At 57.0% G+C, this 16,030-nt stretch carries 15 protein-coding genes and 3 pseudogenes; 11 read left to right on the forward strand and 7 right to left on the reverse strand.

Going from position 1 to position 16,030, the window contains the following annotated elements; genetic code table 11:
* Position 1: 1 nt before the first annotated feature.
* The 5 genes and pseudogenes from ACFFP0_RS29280 to ACFFP0_RS29300 all read left to right on the forward strand — a co-directional run.
* Positions 2-790 (forward strand): amino acid ABC transporter ATP-binding protein, encoded by a 789-nt coding sequence (locus ACFFP0_RS29280; protein WP_377265756.1) that lies wholly within the window; start codon positions 2-4, stop codon positions 788-790.
* A gap of 22 nt (positions 791-812) precedes the next feature.
* Complete coding sequence (locus tag ACFFP0_RS29285; RefSeq protein WP_377265757.1) at positions 813-2,285, forward strand: aldehyde dehydrogenase; 1,473 nt, start codon at positions 813-815, stop codon at positions 2,283-2,285.
* 113 nt (positions 2,286-2,398) lie between these two features.
* Complete coding sequence (locus ACFFP0_RS29290) at positions 2,399-3,448, forward strand: Ldh family oxidoreductase (protein ID WP_377265758.1); 1,050 nt, start codon at positions 2,399-2,401, stop codon at positions 3,446-3,448.
* 458 nt (positions 3,449-3,906) lie between these two features.
* Entirely contained in the window at positions 3,907-4,554 is a 648-nt protein-coding gene (locus tag ACFFP0_RS29295; protein ID WP_377265759.1) for a GntR family transcriptional regulator, read from the forward strand.
* A gap of 88 nt (positions 4,555-4,642) precedes the next feature.
* Positions 4,643-4,876, forward strand: a pseudogene (locus ACFFP0_RS29300) (ISL3 family transposase); the annotation flags it as partial.
* Positions 4,877-4,994: 118 nt separating this feature from the next.
* Here the strand turns inward: ACFFP0_RS29300 and ACFFP0_RS29305 are convergent.
* The 4 genes from ACFFP0_RS29305 to tnpA are packed head-to-tail and all read right to left on the reverse strand — an operon-like array spanning position 4,995 to position 7,705.
* Positions 4,995-5,294, reverse strand: coding sequence for a hypothetical protein (locus tag ACFFP0_RS29305; RefSeq protein WP_377265760.1), 300 nt, complete (start codon positions 5,292-5,294; stop codon positions 4,995-4,997).
* Positions 5,294-6,892, reverse strand: a complete 1,599-nt coding sequence (tnpC, locus tag ACFFP0_RS29310; protein ID WP_377265761.1) for an IS66 family transposase — start codon at positions 6,890-6,892, stop codon at positions 5,294-5,296. The genes ACFFP0_RS29305 and tnpC (ACFFP0_RS29310) overlap by 1 nt, the downstream gene beginning before the upstream one ends.
* On the reverse strand, positions 6,885-7,301 hold the full coding sequence (gene tnpB, locus ACFFP0_RS29315; protein WP_377265762.1) for an IS66 family insertion sequence element accessory protein TnpB: 417 nt from the start codon (positions 7,299-7,301) through the stop codon (positions 6,885-6,887). The genes tnpC (ACFFP0_RS29310) and tnpB overlap by 8 nt, the downstream gene beginning before the upstream one ends.
* On the reverse strand, positions 7,298-7,705 hold the full coding sequence (tnpA, locus tag ACFFP0_RS29320; RefSeq protein WP_377265796.1) for an IS66-like element accessory protein TnpA: 408 nt from the start codon (positions 7,703-7,705) through the stop codon (positions 7,298-7,300). Before tnpA ends, tnpB begins: the two co-directional genes overlap by 4 nt.
* A gap of 119 nt (positions 7,706-7,824) precedes the next feature.
* Between tnpA and ACFFP0_RS29325 the strand changes: the two genes are divergently transcribed.
* A complete protein-coding gene (locus ACFFP0_RS29325; protein WP_377265763.1) occupies positions 7,825-8,313 on the forward strand; it encodes a type 2 periplasmic-binding domain-containing protein in 489 nt (162 codons plus the stop codon).
* A 464-nt stretch (positions 8,314-8,777) separates the two neighbouring features.
* Here the strand turns inward: ACFFP0_RS29325 and ACFFP0_RS29330 are convergent, their stop codons facing one another.
* A complete protein-coding gene (locus ACFFP0_RS29330) occupies positions 8,778-9,503 on the reverse strand; it encodes a TetR/AcrR family transcriptional regulator (protein WP_377265764.1) in 726 nt (241 codons plus the stop codon).
* Positions 9,504-10,239: 736 nt separating this feature from the next.
* Here ACFFP0_RS29330 and ACFFP0_RS29335 point away from each other — a divergent pair.
* From ACFFP0_RS29335 to ACFFP0_RS29350, 4 genes are all read left to right on the forward strand, one after another.
* Positions 10,240-11,568, forward strand: a complete 1,329-nt coding sequence (locus ACFFP0_RS29335; protein WP_377265765.1) for an aromatic ring-hydroxylating oxygenase subunit alpha — start codon at positions 10,240-10,242, stop codon at positions 11,566-11,568.
* A gap of 27 nt (positions 11,569-11,595) precedes the next feature.
* Positions 11,596-12,096 carry an aromatic-ring-hydroxylating dioxygenase subunit beta gene (locus ACFFP0_RS29340; protein ID WP_377265766.1) on the forward strand — a complete coding sequence of 167 codons (501 nt, stop codon included), beginning with the start codon at positions 11,596-11,598 and terminating at the stop codon, positions 12,094-12,096.
* Between the two features lie 157 nt (positions 12,097-12,253).
* Positions 12,254-13,651, forward strand: coding sequence for an MFS transporter (locus ACFFP0_RS29345; protein WP_377265767.1), 1,398 nt, complete (start codon positions 12,254-12,256; stop codon positions 13,649-13,651).
* A gap of 60 nt (positions 13,652-13,711) precedes the next feature.
* Positions 13,712-14,626: an alpha/beta fold hydrolase gene (locus ACFFP0_RS29350; RefSeq protein WP_377265768.1), complete on the forward strand. Its 915-nt coding sequence runs from the start codon at positions 13,712-13,714 to the stop codon at positions 14,624-14,626.
* 151 nt (positions 14,627-14,777) lie between these two features.
* Here ACFFP0_RS29350 and ACFFP0_RS29355 read toward each other — a convergent pair whose 3' ends face one another.
* Positions 14,778-15,050: a hypothetical protein gene (locus tag ACFFP0_RS29355; protein WP_377265797.1), complete on the reverse strand. Its 273-nt coding sequence runs from the start codon at positions 15,048-15,050 to the stop codon at positions 14,778-14,780.
* A gap of 25 nt (positions 15,051-15,075) precedes the next feature.
* Positions 15,076-15,276: pseudogene (locus tag ACFFP0_RS29360) on the reverse strand (transposase domain-containing protein); the annotation flags it as partial.
* Here ACFFP0_RS29360 and tnpC (ACFFP0_RS29365) point away from each other — a divergent pair.
* Positions 15,274-16,016: pseudogene (tnpC, locus tag ACFFP0_RS29365) on the forward strand (IS66 family transposase); the annotation flags it as partial. The pseudogenes ACFFP0_RS29360 and tnpC (ACFFP0_RS29365) sit on opposite strands and share 3 nt — an antisense overlap.
* Positions 16,017-16,030 lie beyond the last annotated feature (14 nt).

Here is a 16,030-nt window from a genome sequence, read left to right on the forward strand (position 1 = left end):
TATGCTCGCATCCACGTCTATTCCATCATCGCTCCATGCTGTCGTTGCTTGCGGCGTTCGAAAGTCTTACGGAATTCACGAGGTTCTTAAAGGCGTCGATCTGACTGTCGACTATGGCAAGGTCTGCTCGATTCTTGGCCCATCCGGTTCAGGAAAAAGTACGTTTCTGCGCTGCATGAACCATCTTGAGCGTCTGAACGGCGGCATTCTCCAGGTCGGAGGCGCCATGGTCGGCTATCGTCAGCACAATGGCAAACTTTACGAGATGAGGAAGTCTGAAGTCGCTCGCCAGCGCGCCGATATCGGCATGGTCTTTCAGAGCTTCAATCTATTCCCGCACATGACGGTCCTGCAGAACATCATCGAGGCGCCCGTCAATGTGCGCAGGATCCCGAAGCGGGAGGCTGTCGGCTATGCCATGGAATTGCTCTCCAAGGTCGGTCTGAGTGCCAAGGCGCAAGCCTATCCGAGAACGCTATCGGGCGGTCAGCAGCAGCGCGTGGCAATTGCGCGGGCGCTGGCGATGAAGCCGAAGCTCATGCTGTTCGACGAGCCGACGAGCGCTCTCGACCCTGAACTGGTCGGCGAAGTCTTGAGCGTCATGCGAGCACTGGCTGCTGACGGCATGACGATGATCGTCGTGACACATGAATTGGGATTTGCTCGCGAGGTTTGCGACAAGGTCGTCTTCATGGACGGTGGCGTCGTTGTGGAAGAGGGCAGCCCGGAAGAACTGTTCAACAACACCAGGACCGCCCGAGCCAAGTCCTTCCTCGGCAAGGTTCTCTGAATCCTTAAAAAATGGAGTGATCATGCTTTCCCTTCCCACGACGGCGAAGACTAAGGCCTATATCGGCGGCACATGGGTCGATGCTGCGGACGGTGCGGTTTTCGACAATCTCAATCCAGCGACCGGCAAGATTTTGAACAAGATCGCCGCGTGCTCGGCAATTGACGTCGACAAGGCCGTCAAGGCGGCCCGCGCTGCCTTCCAGGCCGGCAACTGGAGCCGGCTCGACCCCCGCGAACGCAAGAGAATCCTGCTTCGTTTCGCAGATCTCGTCGAAGCCAATGCGGCGGAATTGGCTCTTCTCGATTCGATCGACGCCGGCAAACCCTTGATCGATTGCGAAACGCTCGATCTACCCGATGTCGTCAACAATATCCGTTGGTACGCGGAAGCCATCGACAAGGTCTTCGGCAAGCTCTCTCCCACGGGTGAAGGTAATCTAGGCCTCATCGTGCGTGAAGCAGTCGGTGTTGTCGGTATGGTGCTGCCGTGGAACTTCCCGGCCGGGACCTTGTCGTGGAAGATCAGCCCTGCTCTCGCAGCCGGCAACTCCATCGTCGTCAAACCCGCCGAACTCGCCTGCCTCTCAACGCTGCGCATAGCCGAGTTGGCAACCGAGGCCGGAGTTCCGTCAGGCGTCTTCAATGTAGTTCCGGGTCTCGGGCATGTCGCCGGCAAGGCTCTCGGCCTTCATCCCGACGTTGACGTGTTGACCTTTACCGGCTCGACGGAGATCGGCAGACAGTTTCTGCGCTACTCCGCTGACAGCAACCTCAAAAAAGTCGTTCTCGAATGTGGGGGCAAAAGCCCGCAGATCGTCATGGGCGATGTAGCAGAGCAGCTCGAGCAGATCGCCGAAAACCTCGCGGGCGCAGCATTCTGGAATATGGGACAGAACTGCACATGCGGTTCGCGTATTCTCGTGCATTCGTCGATCAAGGACGCTTTTGTCAGCGCGCTTGTCAATGCTTCGAAGGCCTGGACGGTCGGCGAACCGACCGATCGGGCGAGCAAGATGGGGCCTCTGATCGAGGAGGCGGCACTGAAGCGCGTCATGGGCGCAATCGCAAGATCGAAGTCCGATGGCGCAACCATCGCGACCGGCGGCAGCCAGGTGCTGAAAGAGACGGGCGGTTGGTTCGTCGAACCGACGATCGTGGACGACGTCAAGCAGACAATGGCGATCGCACGCGATGAGATCTTCGGCCCGGTGGTCGCGGTGTTGCCGTTCAGCACCGAAGAGGAGGCGATTGAGATCGCCAACAACTCATCCTACGGTCTAGCCGCAACCGTATTTTCGAACGACATCAATGTCGCGATGCGTATGGCGCGCAAGATCCAGGCAGGCACCGTTGCCGTCAATGGTTATGGCGAGGGCGATATCACCACTCCATTCGGCGGATATAAGACATCCGGCTTCGGCGGGTACGATAAGGGGATCGAAGCTTTCGATCAGTACACGCAGATGAAGACGATCTGGGTCACTCTCAGCTGAGATCGAATTCGGTCGCGCAACACTGCATCAGATGGAAAACTGCGTCGCGCGACCAGCGATGAAATTCAGGGAAGCATCCCGACGGGGTGCCTTCCCAAGCTTAAGGCTTCACAATGAGTGACACCGTTACAATCACGGTTGCGGAAGCAATCAATCTCAGCATGACCATTTTGCGGCGTACGGGTCTCAGCGAAGCACAATGCGATGCCGTCAGTGATGTCGTCGTCAGGACGCAAATCGACGACTGCCATTCGCACGGGCTCTATCGACTTCTGGGGTGTGTTCATTCGATTGCCGTCGGGCGGATCAATAAGACTGCCGAGCCAAAGCTCAGCGACATGGCGCCCGGGATCGTCAGGGTCGACGCGGATCACGGATTTTCCTCGCTCGCCTATCGTGCGGGAATTGACGCTGTCGTCGCAAAAGCCCGAGTGCAGGGACTTGCGGCGCTGGCCATCAACAATTGCTATCATTTCTCGGCGCTTTGGCCTGAAGTGGAACCTCTGGCCGACCAGGGGCTTGCAGCCATCGCATTGACGCCGAGTCATAGCTGGGTTGCGCCTGCCGGTGGCACGCAGCCCGTATTCGGGACCAATCCCTTTGCCTTCGCCTGGCCCCGTCCGGGTCAACATCCGTTTGTCTTCGATTTTGCAACCAGCGCAACCGCACGCGGTGAGATCGAGCTTCATCGTCGCGCCGGTAAGCCGATAGCAGACGGGCTCGCTCTCGATGATAAAGGATCGCCCACGACAGATCCGACCGAAGCACTGAAGGGTGCGATGCTGACCTTTGGCGGTCATAAAGGATCGGCTTTGTCGACCATGGTGGAGCTTTTGGCCGGGCCTTTGATCGGCGATATGCTGAGTATCGAATCCAAGGCCGATGATGCGCAAATCGGTGCTTCGCCCCTGCATGGTGAGTTGATCCTGGTTTTTGATCCGGAGAGCTTCCTGGCAGGTGCGCTCGGTGAAAATCTTGCGAGGGCAGAGCTCCTGTTCGATGCGATCACCGGACAAGGCGCAAGACTGCCCTCGCAGCGCCGCTACGAAGCGAGAGAGCGAAACCAACGCGGCGGACTAACCATACCCGCTGCTCTTTTCGGCGAATTGCTCGAGCTTGCGGGTCTTGCGCCGGCATCGGGCACATTCAGGCAGACGGCCTAAGTTTCTTTCCCTCAATTGCAAGAGGTTTTACGATGAAAGTCGAAGGAAAACTCCTTATCGGCAGCAGCTCGGTCTATGGTTCAGGCGGCGACATTTTTGCTATTGCGGCCGAAGACGGTCAAAGATTGTATCCACCCTTTGGAGGTGCCGGTCGCCGTTTTCGAAGCCTCCAGTTTTTCCCGGGCCGTCTCAGTCGCCGGAGGTGACACTGCATCTGCGTTCGCGGTGGGTTGGCCCATCATAGTAAAGGCCCATTCCGCGCACCTGGACACTGCAGACCTCATCGAATAGGCAATGCAGTGATCCGCCGTAGAAGGTCGCCCTGTTTCGCCGCCATGATTGTCCTTGCGGGTGGCGTTTTGAAGTTGAACGCATAACGAGCATTTGAAAATTCCGCCAAGACGTGCCAAAGTCTTGGTCTATCAAATGTTATCGATTACCGATTCGGACTAGACCATATGGACAACCAGCTGCAGCAGACAAACCTGCGTGATCAGGCGCTTGCGGTTCTCAAGCTGCGATTGGTATCGGGCGATCTCGCTCCCGGGAAAATCTATTCCGCGGCATCGCTGGCCGCGGAGCTCGGGGTTTCGAACAGCCCTGTTCGTGAGGCGATGCTGACGCTTGTCAACCAGGGTCTGATGGAAACCGTTCGAAATCGAGGATTCCGGGTGGTGCCGCTGAGCGACAAGGAACGGAAGAACGTCTACGATCTGCGCATTTTGTTGGAGATTCCGTCGATGGCCAAGTTGGCCACGATGAAGGAAAAGGTGGTCGAACGCCGGGAAGAGTTCTCAAAGATTGCTTCCGACATGGTGGAATGTGCCAAGAAGGGCGACGTGGTCGGCTATCTGGAGTTCGACCGCGAATTCCATATGAGGCTCCTGGGCATCCTCGAAAATGACCACCTGACGTCGATTGTCGGCAATCTGCGCGACCAGGCCCGTCAATATGGTCTGAAGACGCTTTCAGAACGGGGCACCCTGGTGAAGTCTGCCGAAGAGCATCAACCTATTCTGGATGCGCTAATAGGCGGCGACAAGAAGCTTACCACCAAGCTCATGACCGAACATCTCGCCCACCACGTGAGCGACTGGGCAGGTTGAAATCCCTAAGCCTATATCGAACGATGATGTTTGAGCCATGCGGCGTCGGCACTGAGCGCTTGGCTGCATGGCCTCCACACTTCATTATGCGATCAGAGAAGCGCGGGAAATTATCGCCGCCTTCCAGGCAATTATCCGCAAGAAATCTCTCGGCGATCTCGATCAGTGGCTGGAACGCGCCCGATCAGGCTTGGTCGCCTCCTTTGCAAACGGTGTCGTCAAAGACCGAGCAGCAGTAAGCGCTGCGATCACTTCGCCTTGGTCCAATGGCCAGACGGAGGGGCACATTACCAAACTCAAACTCGTGAAACGCCAGATGTAGGGTCGAGGACAGATCGACCTCCTTCAGGCCCGCGTTGTTGGCGCCGGATAGGCCCATCACCACCAAAATTGCGTCAGAGCCTATTTTGTTCGTATCCCTTCGGCGAGGGCCGCGGCACTTATGATTTCGGCTCGTCTGCCATGATGCGTTCGATTTTTTCCTGATCGCATTGCCCGTCGACAAGGAACTGACAAACACCGCCTTCCCAGGTGCGGATATCGGCGAGGAACTCCTTCAGGCTTTCGATCCCCCGGTCGGTAAACGTCGTGATGCCCTCTTCGCTGCCGTCATGAGCATGGATCATCTCGCCATAGTCGATGTTGTCGGAGTTGCTGGCGACTTCCTGGAGGAGTTCGAGGTTCTCGCCGATTAGCTTGGCGACGTAGTCGATCGTATAGACATGCGTCGGGCGCGCCATCAGGCAGCAACCTGCCTGGCATGGCCTACGGCAGACCAGTTCCAGGGCAGCAGGTCCGGCAGCCGTGATACGGGAATGCCGGGCATGCGGGCGAGCACATCGGCCAGCCAGGCCTGCGGATCAATATCGTTCATCTTTGCCGTGACGATCAGGGAATACATGAAGGCAGCGCGCTCGCCCCCACGCTGGGAACCGGCGAATAGCCATGCCTTTCTTCCCAGAGCAATACCGCGCAGGGCGCGTTCGGCTGCATTGTTCGAAAGGCAAAGCCTGCCGTCATCAAGGAACCGGGTGAAGGCTTCCCAGCGTCCGTCCTTCTCGAACATGTAGTTGATCGCCTTGGCGACGGGATTGTGCTTCGACATCTGGGGGCGCTGGGCCATCAGCCAATCGTGCAGTTCCTCGACGAGCGGACGAGCATGCTGCTGTCGGGCGGCTAACCGTTCCTCGGCGGACTTCCCGTTTATACTGCGCTCGATCTCGAAGAGCGCGTCGATGCGGGCGACGGCCTCAAGCGCGACAGGCGATATCTCGTGGGCAGGTTTACCCTTGCGCACGTTGCCGGCGATGTCTGCCAGTTCGAAGAACTTGCGGCGTGCATGGCTCCAGCAGAGCGCGCTGATCACCGGCGCGGGGCTGCGACCGGCACGATAGAGGTTGTTGTAACCACCATAGGCATCGGCCTGCAGGGTGCCATGCCACCCGGCGAGGTGTCGATTTGGATGGGTCTTCTCGCGATCGGGTGAGAAGTGGAAGAGGGCTGCAGGAGGCGCGCCGCCCGCGAAGGGATGGTCATCGCGCACATAAGTCCATAACCGTGCCTGCCGCGTTGCACCTCTGGCCAGCAGCGGCACGGTTGTGTCGTCGCCATGCAGCCGCCCGGCGGCCAGCACATGGGCGCGGATCAGATCATGGATCGGCTGCAGCGCCGTCGCGCAGGCACCGACCTGATCGGCCAGCGTGGAGAGGCTGAGATCGACGCCTTCCCTGGCGTAGCGCTCAGCCTGGCGGTTCAATGGCTGATGTTGGCCGAACTTCTCGAACAGGATCGTCGCCAGCAAGTTCGCTCCCGCCCATCCACGCGGCGTCGCATGGAAAGGTGCCGGTGGCTGGCTGATCTTCTCACAGTCCCGGCAGGTGAACTTCGCGCGCACCGTCTGGATCACCTTCCACTGGCGCGGGATCGCCTCCAGCGTCTCGGTGATGTCTTCGCCCATCTTCACGATCCGGGCCGAGCCGCAACAGGCGCAGTGCGCGGGAAACGGCTTACGGGCTGGCCGGCGGCGTTCGAAGGCTGAGACATTTGTGATCTTCGCTGCCACGCGTTCCGCCGCGATCTCGTCCTCGGTGGCGGCGGCCTCGAGTTCTTCGAGCTGCAACTCCATCTGGTCGATCAGCCGGACGCGCCGTTCCGAACTCTGGCCGTACTGCTCGCGGCGCATTTTGGCGATCTCGAGCTTGAGGTGCCGGATCATCGCCTCGGAGGTCGTCACGACGGCGCGCACCTGCGCGAGATCGGCCTCGTCGGAGGCGGCACGCGCTTCCGATGCCGCAAGCGCGGCGCGCAGTCTGGCTATCTCCGAAGCAGCATCATCCATGGCCGGAAGCTACCATGACGTACGTCGAAAGCCCAACAAAAACAGAGCAATGCAGGTGATCAGCCTGCCTTCGAAGGCCGCTGCGTCCAGCGCGGGTTGCGCCAGTCGATACCTTCCAGGAGATAGCCCAACTGCGCCGACGATACGGGCACGGCGGAGCCGCTTGGGCTGACCGGCAGATGAACTTGCCGGCCTCAAGGCGCTTTATGTAAAGCGACATGCCGACGCCGTCATGCCACAGGACCTTGATCAGATCACCCTTGCGACCTCGGAAGCAGAAGACTTCGCCGCCATGAGGATCGCGGCCAAGACCTTGCTGCACCTTCAGCGCCAGGCTGTTCATGCCGCAACGCATGTCCGTCACCCCGCCTGCAATCCATACCTTCACCCCGGCCGGAAAGGCGATCATGACCCATCCACGACGGGCAACAGGCGGGCAAGGATGGTCGGATCGAGCGAAGCCGGGATCGTCAGGCGACGACCGTTCGGCAGGCCGATCTCGATCGTCTTGTTGTCCTCAGATCGGAGAGGTGGGGCTACCTCGCAAGATGCCGCCGCCGGCGGCGAAATCGAAAGTGGCACGAAGCCTGTTGAAGCGGAACCGCTCAGAAGGCCGCTACGGTATTCCCGACGCCAACGGGTCAACAATGACCGCGACAATCCATATCGCCGCGCCGTCGCCGAGCCTTGCCGAAAACCTTGCAGGCTCTCCTCAACGATCCGAACCTTCTCTTCGTCCGACCAATCCCGCCGGCGACCAAGATCATCGGCGGACAAGACCTCAATGGGCGAAATGATTGTAGCGCATGACATAAGGCATGCACTTAAAGCCAATCAGAAAATCGGGGCAGACGGCCTTCGGCGGAGGGATACTTTTGTTCGCCAGGATCGCCTCGAGGTTGCCGACTTCGTTACCGAGTGGAGCAACTACAATGCGTTCGTCGTCAACGGGCAGTCAGTTCATGCCGCGGGGTTTGACTGACATTTGCGGCCACAAGATCGCAATTCTTGCGGGATCGTCGGGTGCGCCCGCCATGGAGGTCGGAAAGAAGCGTTGTGAGGAAGCCAGCCAGGCCGCCCCTGATGTCAGCAGCTTCCCTGCAATGGCAGACGCCGTCCTGGCGCTGTCGAGCAACCGTGTCGAGGCTGTTTTGATGGGCCGGGAAGTTGGTCTTGCGATGATCAAGCAAGGCCAGCCGTTTGCCACTACCGGAAAAGTTGGCGGCGGTCCGACCGCGACCGCGGTGGCGCGCACCGAAGACAGCGACAATTTGCTGGAAGCCATTCAGGCAGCTTATGTACATCTGATCACGTCAGGCACCTATGAAAAGATACATAGGCGCTGGGGTACCGACTACGGGATGATCGATAACCCCACAATTTACCGCAGGGGAGACCAGCCGCCTTCCTACGCAAACTGAACCAATGAAGCGTCCCGTTCTCGCCGCCCTGGAAGGTCAAATGAAGCACCGGACCAATCCTTTCAGTCTCCATCTGATCGTGTTCGCCCTAGTCGTATGCAGTGCAATCGCCATGTTGGCTGTCGCAGCTCGGAGTAAAACATCTGATCGCGCAAAGACGAGCAGAGTGGGCGCGGAGCGCTTGTCAGAACTCATGATCACTGGCGTGACTTTTTAGAGCATCGAACATTTAGTTGGACGCATATCTGGCGTCCTTGGGGAAGCTCCGGCATTCGGTTGGATGGATGAGATTACAGATATCGCCGAATTTTCTGACCTGCATTCTCGAAATGAACACTGTGCCGGAAACCTCAGACACACAGTTTGTTTCGGCTCACGGTATGGATTTTATCGATTGGCGTTACCTATTTTAGACGGTCGAACTTTCCAGGATGCCCACTGTGGACGCTTCGAGTCCCCATCGCTTAGAATGGACTGGCCAGAGCTTCTAGGAACGCTTCGCGGCCAGGGTTGTTGAATGCGTCCTGTCTGAGACTACCCGCCGGCGCTGTCATGCCTTGCATAAAGAATGTGATCAGCTCTTCAATTACGCGATTGGGATCCCCGGTGTCGCAACACCCATCGGACAATCTGTGTAATCGATTCGAACCTAATGCATCGGAAACCAACTGAAGGAAACCGCCGACCACCATGTAGTAGCGCCAGCAGACCTGCTCGTAGGGGACACCGGGGGCTGCGCGTGAAATTGCATCAATGAAGCGCTTTGCCACACGATCGTTCAGCTCGGAATTCTTTTCACCGAGAAAAGGCCGAGCGACAGCATAAACCTGAAACATCAAACGGGGCAGATAGACTACGGCGCCTTCCTGTCCGATCGAACTGCGAATGGTTGGCTCAACGATTGCCCGTAGCACAAGCTCGAGATCGAGAGGACCATCACCGGCCTGCGCTTCGATTTGGTCTAAAAGGGCAAGACGTCTTTCTTGCAGGGGAGCAAGGAGGGTTTCGAAAACCTCGTGGATAAGGTTTTCCTTTGATCCGAAGTGGTAGTTGATGGTGCCGAGATTCACGCCCGCCGCACCTGTAATATCCCGAACCGAAACAGCATCGATGCCCTGTTCTGCAAATAAGCGGGCGGCAACTTCCAAGACACGGTCTCTAGGAAGGCGCGCGTCCATTTTCTTATTCATTCATTTTATACCTCTCTAGGCCGAATGCTTACTACCTCATAATCAGTTGACATGCAAACGTATGTATGATTATGAATTCATACGAACGTATGAATGCGCAGGGTTCGTGGAGCGCCTTGATGCAAGGAGGTGTGCATTTGGCGAGGAGAGGACAAAAGATGACTTAGCGGGCCGTCCAGTACGCTCGTCCATAAAGCAGGCATTGCTTTGTCCCCTTGAAAGCTAAGGAATCAGAGCGTCATTGCCGTTTGCGGCGCGCAATTGAATTGGGTGAGAGACCCTCGGTGCGAGGTAAGATTGTGGCGTTCAGCTTTTCATGGAGAACCTTTTGCACCGCGGGCCGCATGTTACGCGGTCAGCGTGGATGCCGCAGTTATCTTTTGAGCTCGTTCAAATCGAGAGCCATTGCAATCCAACGAAAGCCGGGCTGTCTTGCATCGTTCTTCTACGGAGACAACGGGAGACAACGACGAATGCGCTCTCTCCAGTTGAGCTACAGGCCATCCAAGCGGTTACCAAGACGATCGAGAGTGAATTCGCAATCTATCCGTGCATGTCGGACATGTTTTCACGGATCGAACCTTTCCTCATTACAAGAGGTCTTCAGGTAAGTCGTGGGATCGTACGCTGGAGACGATCGCTACACCGTGCAACTGAGTTGCGTCCGGAACTCACTGCAACTCAGATCGAAAACGTGAAACGTCTATCGACGGAAAAGTCCAAAGGAGGATAAGTTATGGACACCAAAGTAACCTCGTCGGAGCATTACGGCTCCCAATTCGATCTCGATATCGGCGAATTGGTGGAGCCTAATCGGATTCATCGCAGGGTCATCACCGACCCCGACGTGTTCGAACTCGAAATGGACCGCATTTTCGGACGATCCTGGATTTATGTCGGACACGAAAGCCAGATTCCGCAACGCGGTGACTACTTCACCACGCAGGTTGGTCGCCAGCCCGTCGTTATGACGCGCCACGAGAACGGGCAGATCTATGTGCTCGAAAACCGCTGCCCGCATAAAGGCGCGCTCGTCTGTCCGGATCGCAATGGCAACGCGAAGCGTTTCATGTGCATGTATCATGGCTGGCGCTTTGACGGTGACGGTTCACTCGTCTCTGTACCCGTACATTCTGGCTATGATGAGACGGGTTTCGACGCAAGAGATCCAAAGAACGGCATGCGGCAATTGCCTCGCATACATAACCACAAGGGCTTCATCTTTGCATCGCTTACCGCAGATGGTCCAGATTTCGACAGCTGGGCGGGAGAAGGGTTGCGAGGGTTGAACAATGTAATTGACCGTGCTCCAACTGGCGAGCTCGAGGTTGTTGGTGATTGCTATAGGACTATACAAAACAATAACTGGAAGATCTTTGTCGACAATATGAGCGACGGGATGCACACCTCCTTCGTGCATCATCAGATGGCGCGTGCCGCACAACACACGCTCGAAAAATTCAAGGGTCAGGCGCGTCCTGGCGGTCTGGACGTGGCGGCTCAACTCGCCGGTGAACCTGACCAAATGGCGAAGGTCGATCTCGTCGCTCATCCGCATGGACATTTCGATATGGCGGCTTTCGCTCCCGACCTGCAGGGCGCGGATGCTGAACTATACAGGACTTCAATCGTGGCACGCCATGGGGAGGAGCGGGCAAATGCCGTCCTCGAGCGCAATTTTCATAATGTATTGATGTTTCCGACGATCATTATGCAGGCGTCGCTTCAGCAGATGCGCGTTATTCGTCCGCTTTCGGTCGACAAGACGATGCTGGAGATTTGGGTATTCCGCTTCAAGGGAGTTCCCGAGAGCTTCTCGCGTCGCGCGGTGATGGCGGGAAATTTCGCAAATTCACCATCGAATGTTGTCGCCGCGGATGACTTCGAAGCCTATTTCCGCGTGCACGCCGGTCTGAAGGGACCGCAGTCGGAATGGATTAGTCTACACCGAGAAGCGAACCGCGATCTTCCTGTTGGCGCCAGCCTGAGGGGCCTCACCGGCAATTCAGAGGTCTGTATGCGAAACATGTACAAGGCCTGGCGTGACTACATGACGGCAAAGTAAGTGCGGCAGCAATATCGGAGGAATGATATGTTGAATATATCACAAGAGTTTGTTCTCAGTCGGAGTGAAATCGAGGATTTTCTTTTCCGCCAAGCCGAATATATAGACAACCGAGACTATGAATCTTGGCTGAGCCTCTTCACGCAGGACGGTACGTACTGGATTCCAGCAAGGCCTGAAGATACGGATCCTGAAACACAATTGTCCTTCATGTATGATGATCTTCCGACTATGGTGGCGCGGTGTGAACGATTGTTGGCTTTTGGCACCGCTGGGCAACAGCCGATAACACGTAGTAGTCACCTCATCAGCAATGTGTATCTTGGCGGCACGGACGGCAATGGAAGTTTCGTGACCCATTCCCGGTTTCATGTGACCCAGTTCCGGCGCGACGTTTTGAAGACCTATTCCGGCGCATATACGCACCACCTCGTCGTGACCAATGAGGGTGTCAAGATCCACAAGCAACGCGTTGATCTTATCGACTGCGACGGTGTTCAGGACACCATTCTGCAAATCTACCTGTGAGAATTCTTCTATCGAAAGAAGGGAGCCAATTGAGCGAACAAAGGTGGTTCGCGGCCTTCTTCTCTCGGCTACCCAAAGTTACCACCGCGCGAGCTGGGAGGCTCCGGAGGCCCTCTTGTGAGGGCTCGAGCGTGACAAAAGACAAATGGAGGAGAGAATGACTAGCAGCAAAAGCGTTGAAAACTTACTGGATGGCGTCAAGCCCAATCCGTTTATGATCCGAGTGTGGGTCTTATGTGGTTTGATATTACTCTTCGATGGCTATGATCTAACCGTCATCTCCTTCATCGCGCCTGAACTCGTCAAGGAGTTTGGCTTCGACAAGTCATTGCTTGGAGCTCTCTTCGCATCGAGTTTGGTCGGTTTTGCGTTGGCAGGACCGCTGCTCGGATTAATTGGCGACCGATATGGACGTAAATCCACGATCATATTGAGCTGTCTGCTCTTTGGTGTTGCCACGCTCGCGATGATGCTGACGACAACAATTTCGGGGATGATAGTGTGCCGTTTTATCGTCGGGCTTGGATTGGGTGGCGCTTTGCCGACAACCACGGCGATGATTGCTGAGTTTGCCCCTAAAGGAATGCGTGTCCGTGTGCTGGCCCTTGTTTCGACAGCCGTGCCGTTGGGGGCAATGGTCCCGGGTTTACTCACGGCGGCGTTAGTTCCCAGCTATGGTTGGCAAATTTTAGTAATCGTGGGAGGCGTCTTGCCTGTGTTCCTAGCGATCTGTCTCATATGGGCGATGCCGGAATCAATCAAATACTTGGCGTTGCGACCGAAATCGCATGCTCGGCTGGCCGCACTGCTCAAGCGGCTTGCTTCGGCACTGCCGGCACTCGAAGTTGGGGGAGTCGCAAAACAAAGTACCCGCGATAATTCTCCGGCTCGGCTGTTCAGTCATGGACTGGCTGGGATTACGCTGTTGATGTGGGCGTCGTTCTTTCTCAACGCCATGGCGCTTTATCTGGTGATCAACTGGCTGCCCCTCGTGCTGCAGAGCCAGGGCATGAGCGTTTCGCAAGCTGGACAGTACTCGGCTCTTTTTGCAGGCGGCGGTTTAGTTGGCGGCTTTATGATCGCCGCATTAATCTCGTGGATGGGCGTCCTCCTTTTGCCGATCTTGTTCATCGTAGCCGTTCCCTTCCTCGTTGCATTCGCGTCGTTTGATCTTCCCCACATCGGAATCATTCTGTGCGTCTTTATCCCGGGGCTCTCGGTGGGCGCCCTACAGGTTGCCTGTGTCACGATTTCGGGACTTCTGTACCCTACTGCAATTCGGGCGAGTGGCATTGGCTGGGGGCTCGGGGTCGGGCGGATCGGAGCCATCGTCGGACCATTTGTGGGAGCGGCGATATTGGCGTTGCAATTGCCTGAGCGACAAATGATCTCATTCTCAGCGATCCCCATGGCCGTTGGAGGGATCGGCGCGTTCATCCTCGTTATCTTGTGCTATCGGCGCTTTGGCAGCCTGCAAGTCGACGAGTTATCTCCCGAAACTCCGCTCGCTTCCGTTAGCAGCCCCACTGAACAAGCCTCCAATTTTTCGCACTAAGGTACAACCACCCATAGCCCGAACCTGTTGAACATCTCCGAGCATCGAAAGAAGGCCGATATGAATGTTAGCGCGAAGTCTACCACCATTTCTGCAGGTGACGAGAATATCATCGTACGCACCAACATCACCTACGCGACGCACGATGGTGTCGAGTTGCGTGGAGATTTATATCTGCCGGGCGAGGGCGGCAATCTGCCGGGCGAGGGCGGCAGCCCGTTTCCCGTCGTTATCGCCGCGCCGGGAGGTGGTTGGCGCGTCTGCGATCCGAGGGCCGCGAAGAATTGGGGGCCGTATTTCGCGCGACACGGGATAGCCCTGTTTGGATTCCAATATAGGGTCGCCGACGGCATCAAGATGTTCCCTGAGGCGGTGTGCGATGTTATCAGCGCCATTCAATTCGTGCGCGGAGCAGCAAGCGAACTCGACATCGACCCCGGAAGGATCGCGCTGCTCGGCTCTTCGGCAGGCGCCCATGTGGCCTCACTTGCCGCCCTTGCCGGCGATACGCCGCTGTTCAAGAGTTCCAAGCCTTGCAATGGTTATGAAGCCATCGACTTTTCGGTAAGGGCCCTTGCGGGCATCTATGGCGTCTACGATTTGTTCGCGCTTTGGCAACACGAGATTGCGAATATCACAGATGTGAATGAGCGGCGATCCGAATGCCTCATTGGCGCTCCGCCCTATGCCGACCAGCAGCGCTATTTTGAGGCATCTCCGATAAGCTATGTGCGCTACGCTGCAAATAAACTGCCGGTGTTTCTATGCTATGGAACCGCCGACGATATCGTCAACCCGGAACAGCAATCGGAGAAGTTTCTCCGATTGCTGAAGCAAGCAGGATTTCGCGTTCACGGTCATCCGATCATCGGTGCGGGGCATTTCTGGTTCAGCGAGGAGCCCGTTGACGAGCCGGGTAGCTACTCGAGTTTCCTGGCACCCCGCCTCCTTCGTTTTGTGAAGCAATATCTATAGTATTTGTCAGTGGTGCGCAAAAGTGGGCGCAGTATGGCCTTGGCAAGTGCTTTACCGAAGCCATCAGGCCGCTTGCATGGATTTTGGCGTGGAAGCCTACTTTGGACGATCGATTGTTTTGACGGTATCCATCCGGCGAAGGCTGCGGCATTTATGATTTCGGCTCGTCTGCCACGATGCGTTCGATCCTTTCCGGATCACATTGATCGTCCACAAGGAACTGCCGGACACCGCCATCCCAGGTGCGGATATCGGCGAGGAATTCCTTTAAGCTCTCGATGCCCCGGTCGGTGAAGGTTGTTATGCCCTCTTCGCTGCCGTCATGGGCATGGATTATTTCGTCGTAGTCGATGTTGTCGGAGTTGCTGGCGATTTCCTGGAGGAGTTCGAGGTTCTCGCCGATCAGCGTGGCGACATAGCCGATCGTGTAGACATGGGTCGGCGCGCCATCAGGCCGCCATCTGCCGAGCGCTGCCGGCGGTCCAGTTCCACGGCAACAGTTCCGGCAGGCGTGATACGGGCATGTTGGGCATGAGGGCGAGGACATCCGCCAACCAGGCCTGGGGATCTATATCGTTCATCTTCGCGGTGACGATCAGGGAATACATGAAGGCGGCGCGTTCACCGCCGCGCTGGGAGCCGGCGAATATGCTCGTGATGACAGACCATGGCAGGGAGCCGATCCACCGGGCGTCGTCTATGTCTACGCGCCCGATCGCAAAGGCGAACGTCCGATGGCCCATCTCGGCGGCTTCGTCGGTGTGCTGCAGGTGGACGGATATTCCGGCTATCGCGCGATCGCCGCGGGCAACAGCGTGTCTTTGGCATTTTGCTGGAGTCATGTGCGCAGGCGCTTCTACGAGCTCGCCGCTGCCGATCCCGCACCGATCGCCAGCGAAGCGCTCAGGCGCATCGCCGAACTCTACAGGATCGAGGACGATATCAGGGGCAGAACCCATGAGGAACGCCGCGATGTGCGGCAGGCCAAGAGCCGCCCGATCGCTGACAACCTCGCGCCATGGCTGACCGAGCAACTCGCTCTTATCAGCCAGAAGACCAAACTCGCCGAAGCCATCCGCTACACGCTGTCCTGCTGGGATGGCCTGACCCGCTTTATTGACGACGGCTGCATTGAGATTGACTCCAATACCGTCGAGCGTTCAATCCGACCTATCGCCCTCAATCGGAAGAATGCACTCTTCGCCGGCTCCGACGCGGGAGCCGACCATTGGGCGACAATCGCCTCACTCATTGAAACGGCAAACTCAACGGGGTCGAGCCGATGGCCTACCTGACGGACGTCATCACCAAAATCGTCAATGGCCATCCGAACAGCCAGATCGACCAGTTGTTGCCGTGGTCATATCGCCCGGATAAAATGGTTGGGTAGCTCCACCGACGGGT

Origin of the sequence: Neorhizobium puerariae, from assembly GCF_042429745.1 — a bacterium.
GTDB classification, from domain to species: Bacteria; Pseudomonadota; Alphaproteobacteria; order Rhizobiales; family Rhizobiaceae; genus Neorhizobium; species Neorhizobium puerariae.

Excerpts from the sequence above, each read along its gene's own strand:
- ACFFP0_RS29280 (WP_377265756.1), top strand. The coding sequence starts at position 2 with ATGCTCGCATCCACGTCTATTCCATCATCGCTCCATGCTGTCGTTGCT.
- ACFFP0_RS29285 (WP_377265757.1), top strand. The coding sequence starts at position 813 with ATGCTTTCCCTTCCCACGACGGCGAAGACTAAGGCCTATATCGGCGGC.
- ACFFP0_RS29290 (WP_377265758.1), top strand. The coding sequence starts at position 2,399 with ATGAGTGACACCGTTACAATCACGGTTGCGGAAGCAATCAATCTCAGC.
- ACFFP0_RS29295 (WP_377265759.1), top strand. The coding sequence starts at position 3,907 with ATGGACAACCAGCTGCAGCAGACAAACCTGCGTGATCAGGCGCTTGCG.
- ACFFP0_RS29305 (WP_377265760.1), bottom strand. The coding sequence starts at position 5,294 with ATGGCGCGCCCGACGCATGTCTATACGATCGACTACGTCGCCAAGCTA.
- tnpC (WP_377265761.1), bottom strand. The coding sequence starts at position 6,892 with ATGGATGATGCTGCTTCGGAGATAGCCAGACTGCGCGCCGCGCTTGCG.
- tnpB (WP_377265762.1), bottom strand. The coding sequence starts at position 7,301 with ATGATCGCCTTTCCGGCCGGGGTGAAGGTATGGATTGCAGGCGGGGTG.
- tnpA (WP_377265796.1), bottom strand. The coding sequence starts at position 7,705 with ATGTCATGCGCTACAATCATTTCGCCCATTGAGGTCTTGTCCGCCGAT.
- ACFFP0_RS29325 (WP_377265763.1), top strand. The coding sequence starts at position 7,825 with ATGCGTTCGTCGTCAACGGGCAGTCAGTTCATGCCGCGGGGTTTGACT.
- ACFFP0_RS29330 (WP_377265764.1), bottom strand. The coding sequence starts at position 9,503 with ATGAATAAGAAAATGGACGCGCGCCTTCCTAGAGACCGTGTCTTGGAA.
- ACFFP0_RS29335 (WP_377265765.1), top strand. The coding sequence starts at position 10,240 with ATGGACACCAAAGTAACCTCGTCGGAGCATTACGGCTCCCAATTCGAT.
- ACFFP0_RS29340 (WP_377265766.1), top strand. The coding sequence starts at position 11,596 with ATGTTGAATATATCACAAGAGTTTGTTCTCAGTCGGAGTGAAATCGAG.
- ACFFP0_RS29345 (WP_377265767.1), top strand. The coding sequence starts at position 12,254 with ATGACTAGCAGCAAAAGCGTTGAAAACTTACTGGATGGCGTCAAGCCC.
- ACFFP0_RS29350 (WP_377265768.1), top strand. The coding sequence starts at position 13,712 with ATGAATGTTAGCGCGAAGTCTACCACCATTTCTGCAGGTGACGAGAAT.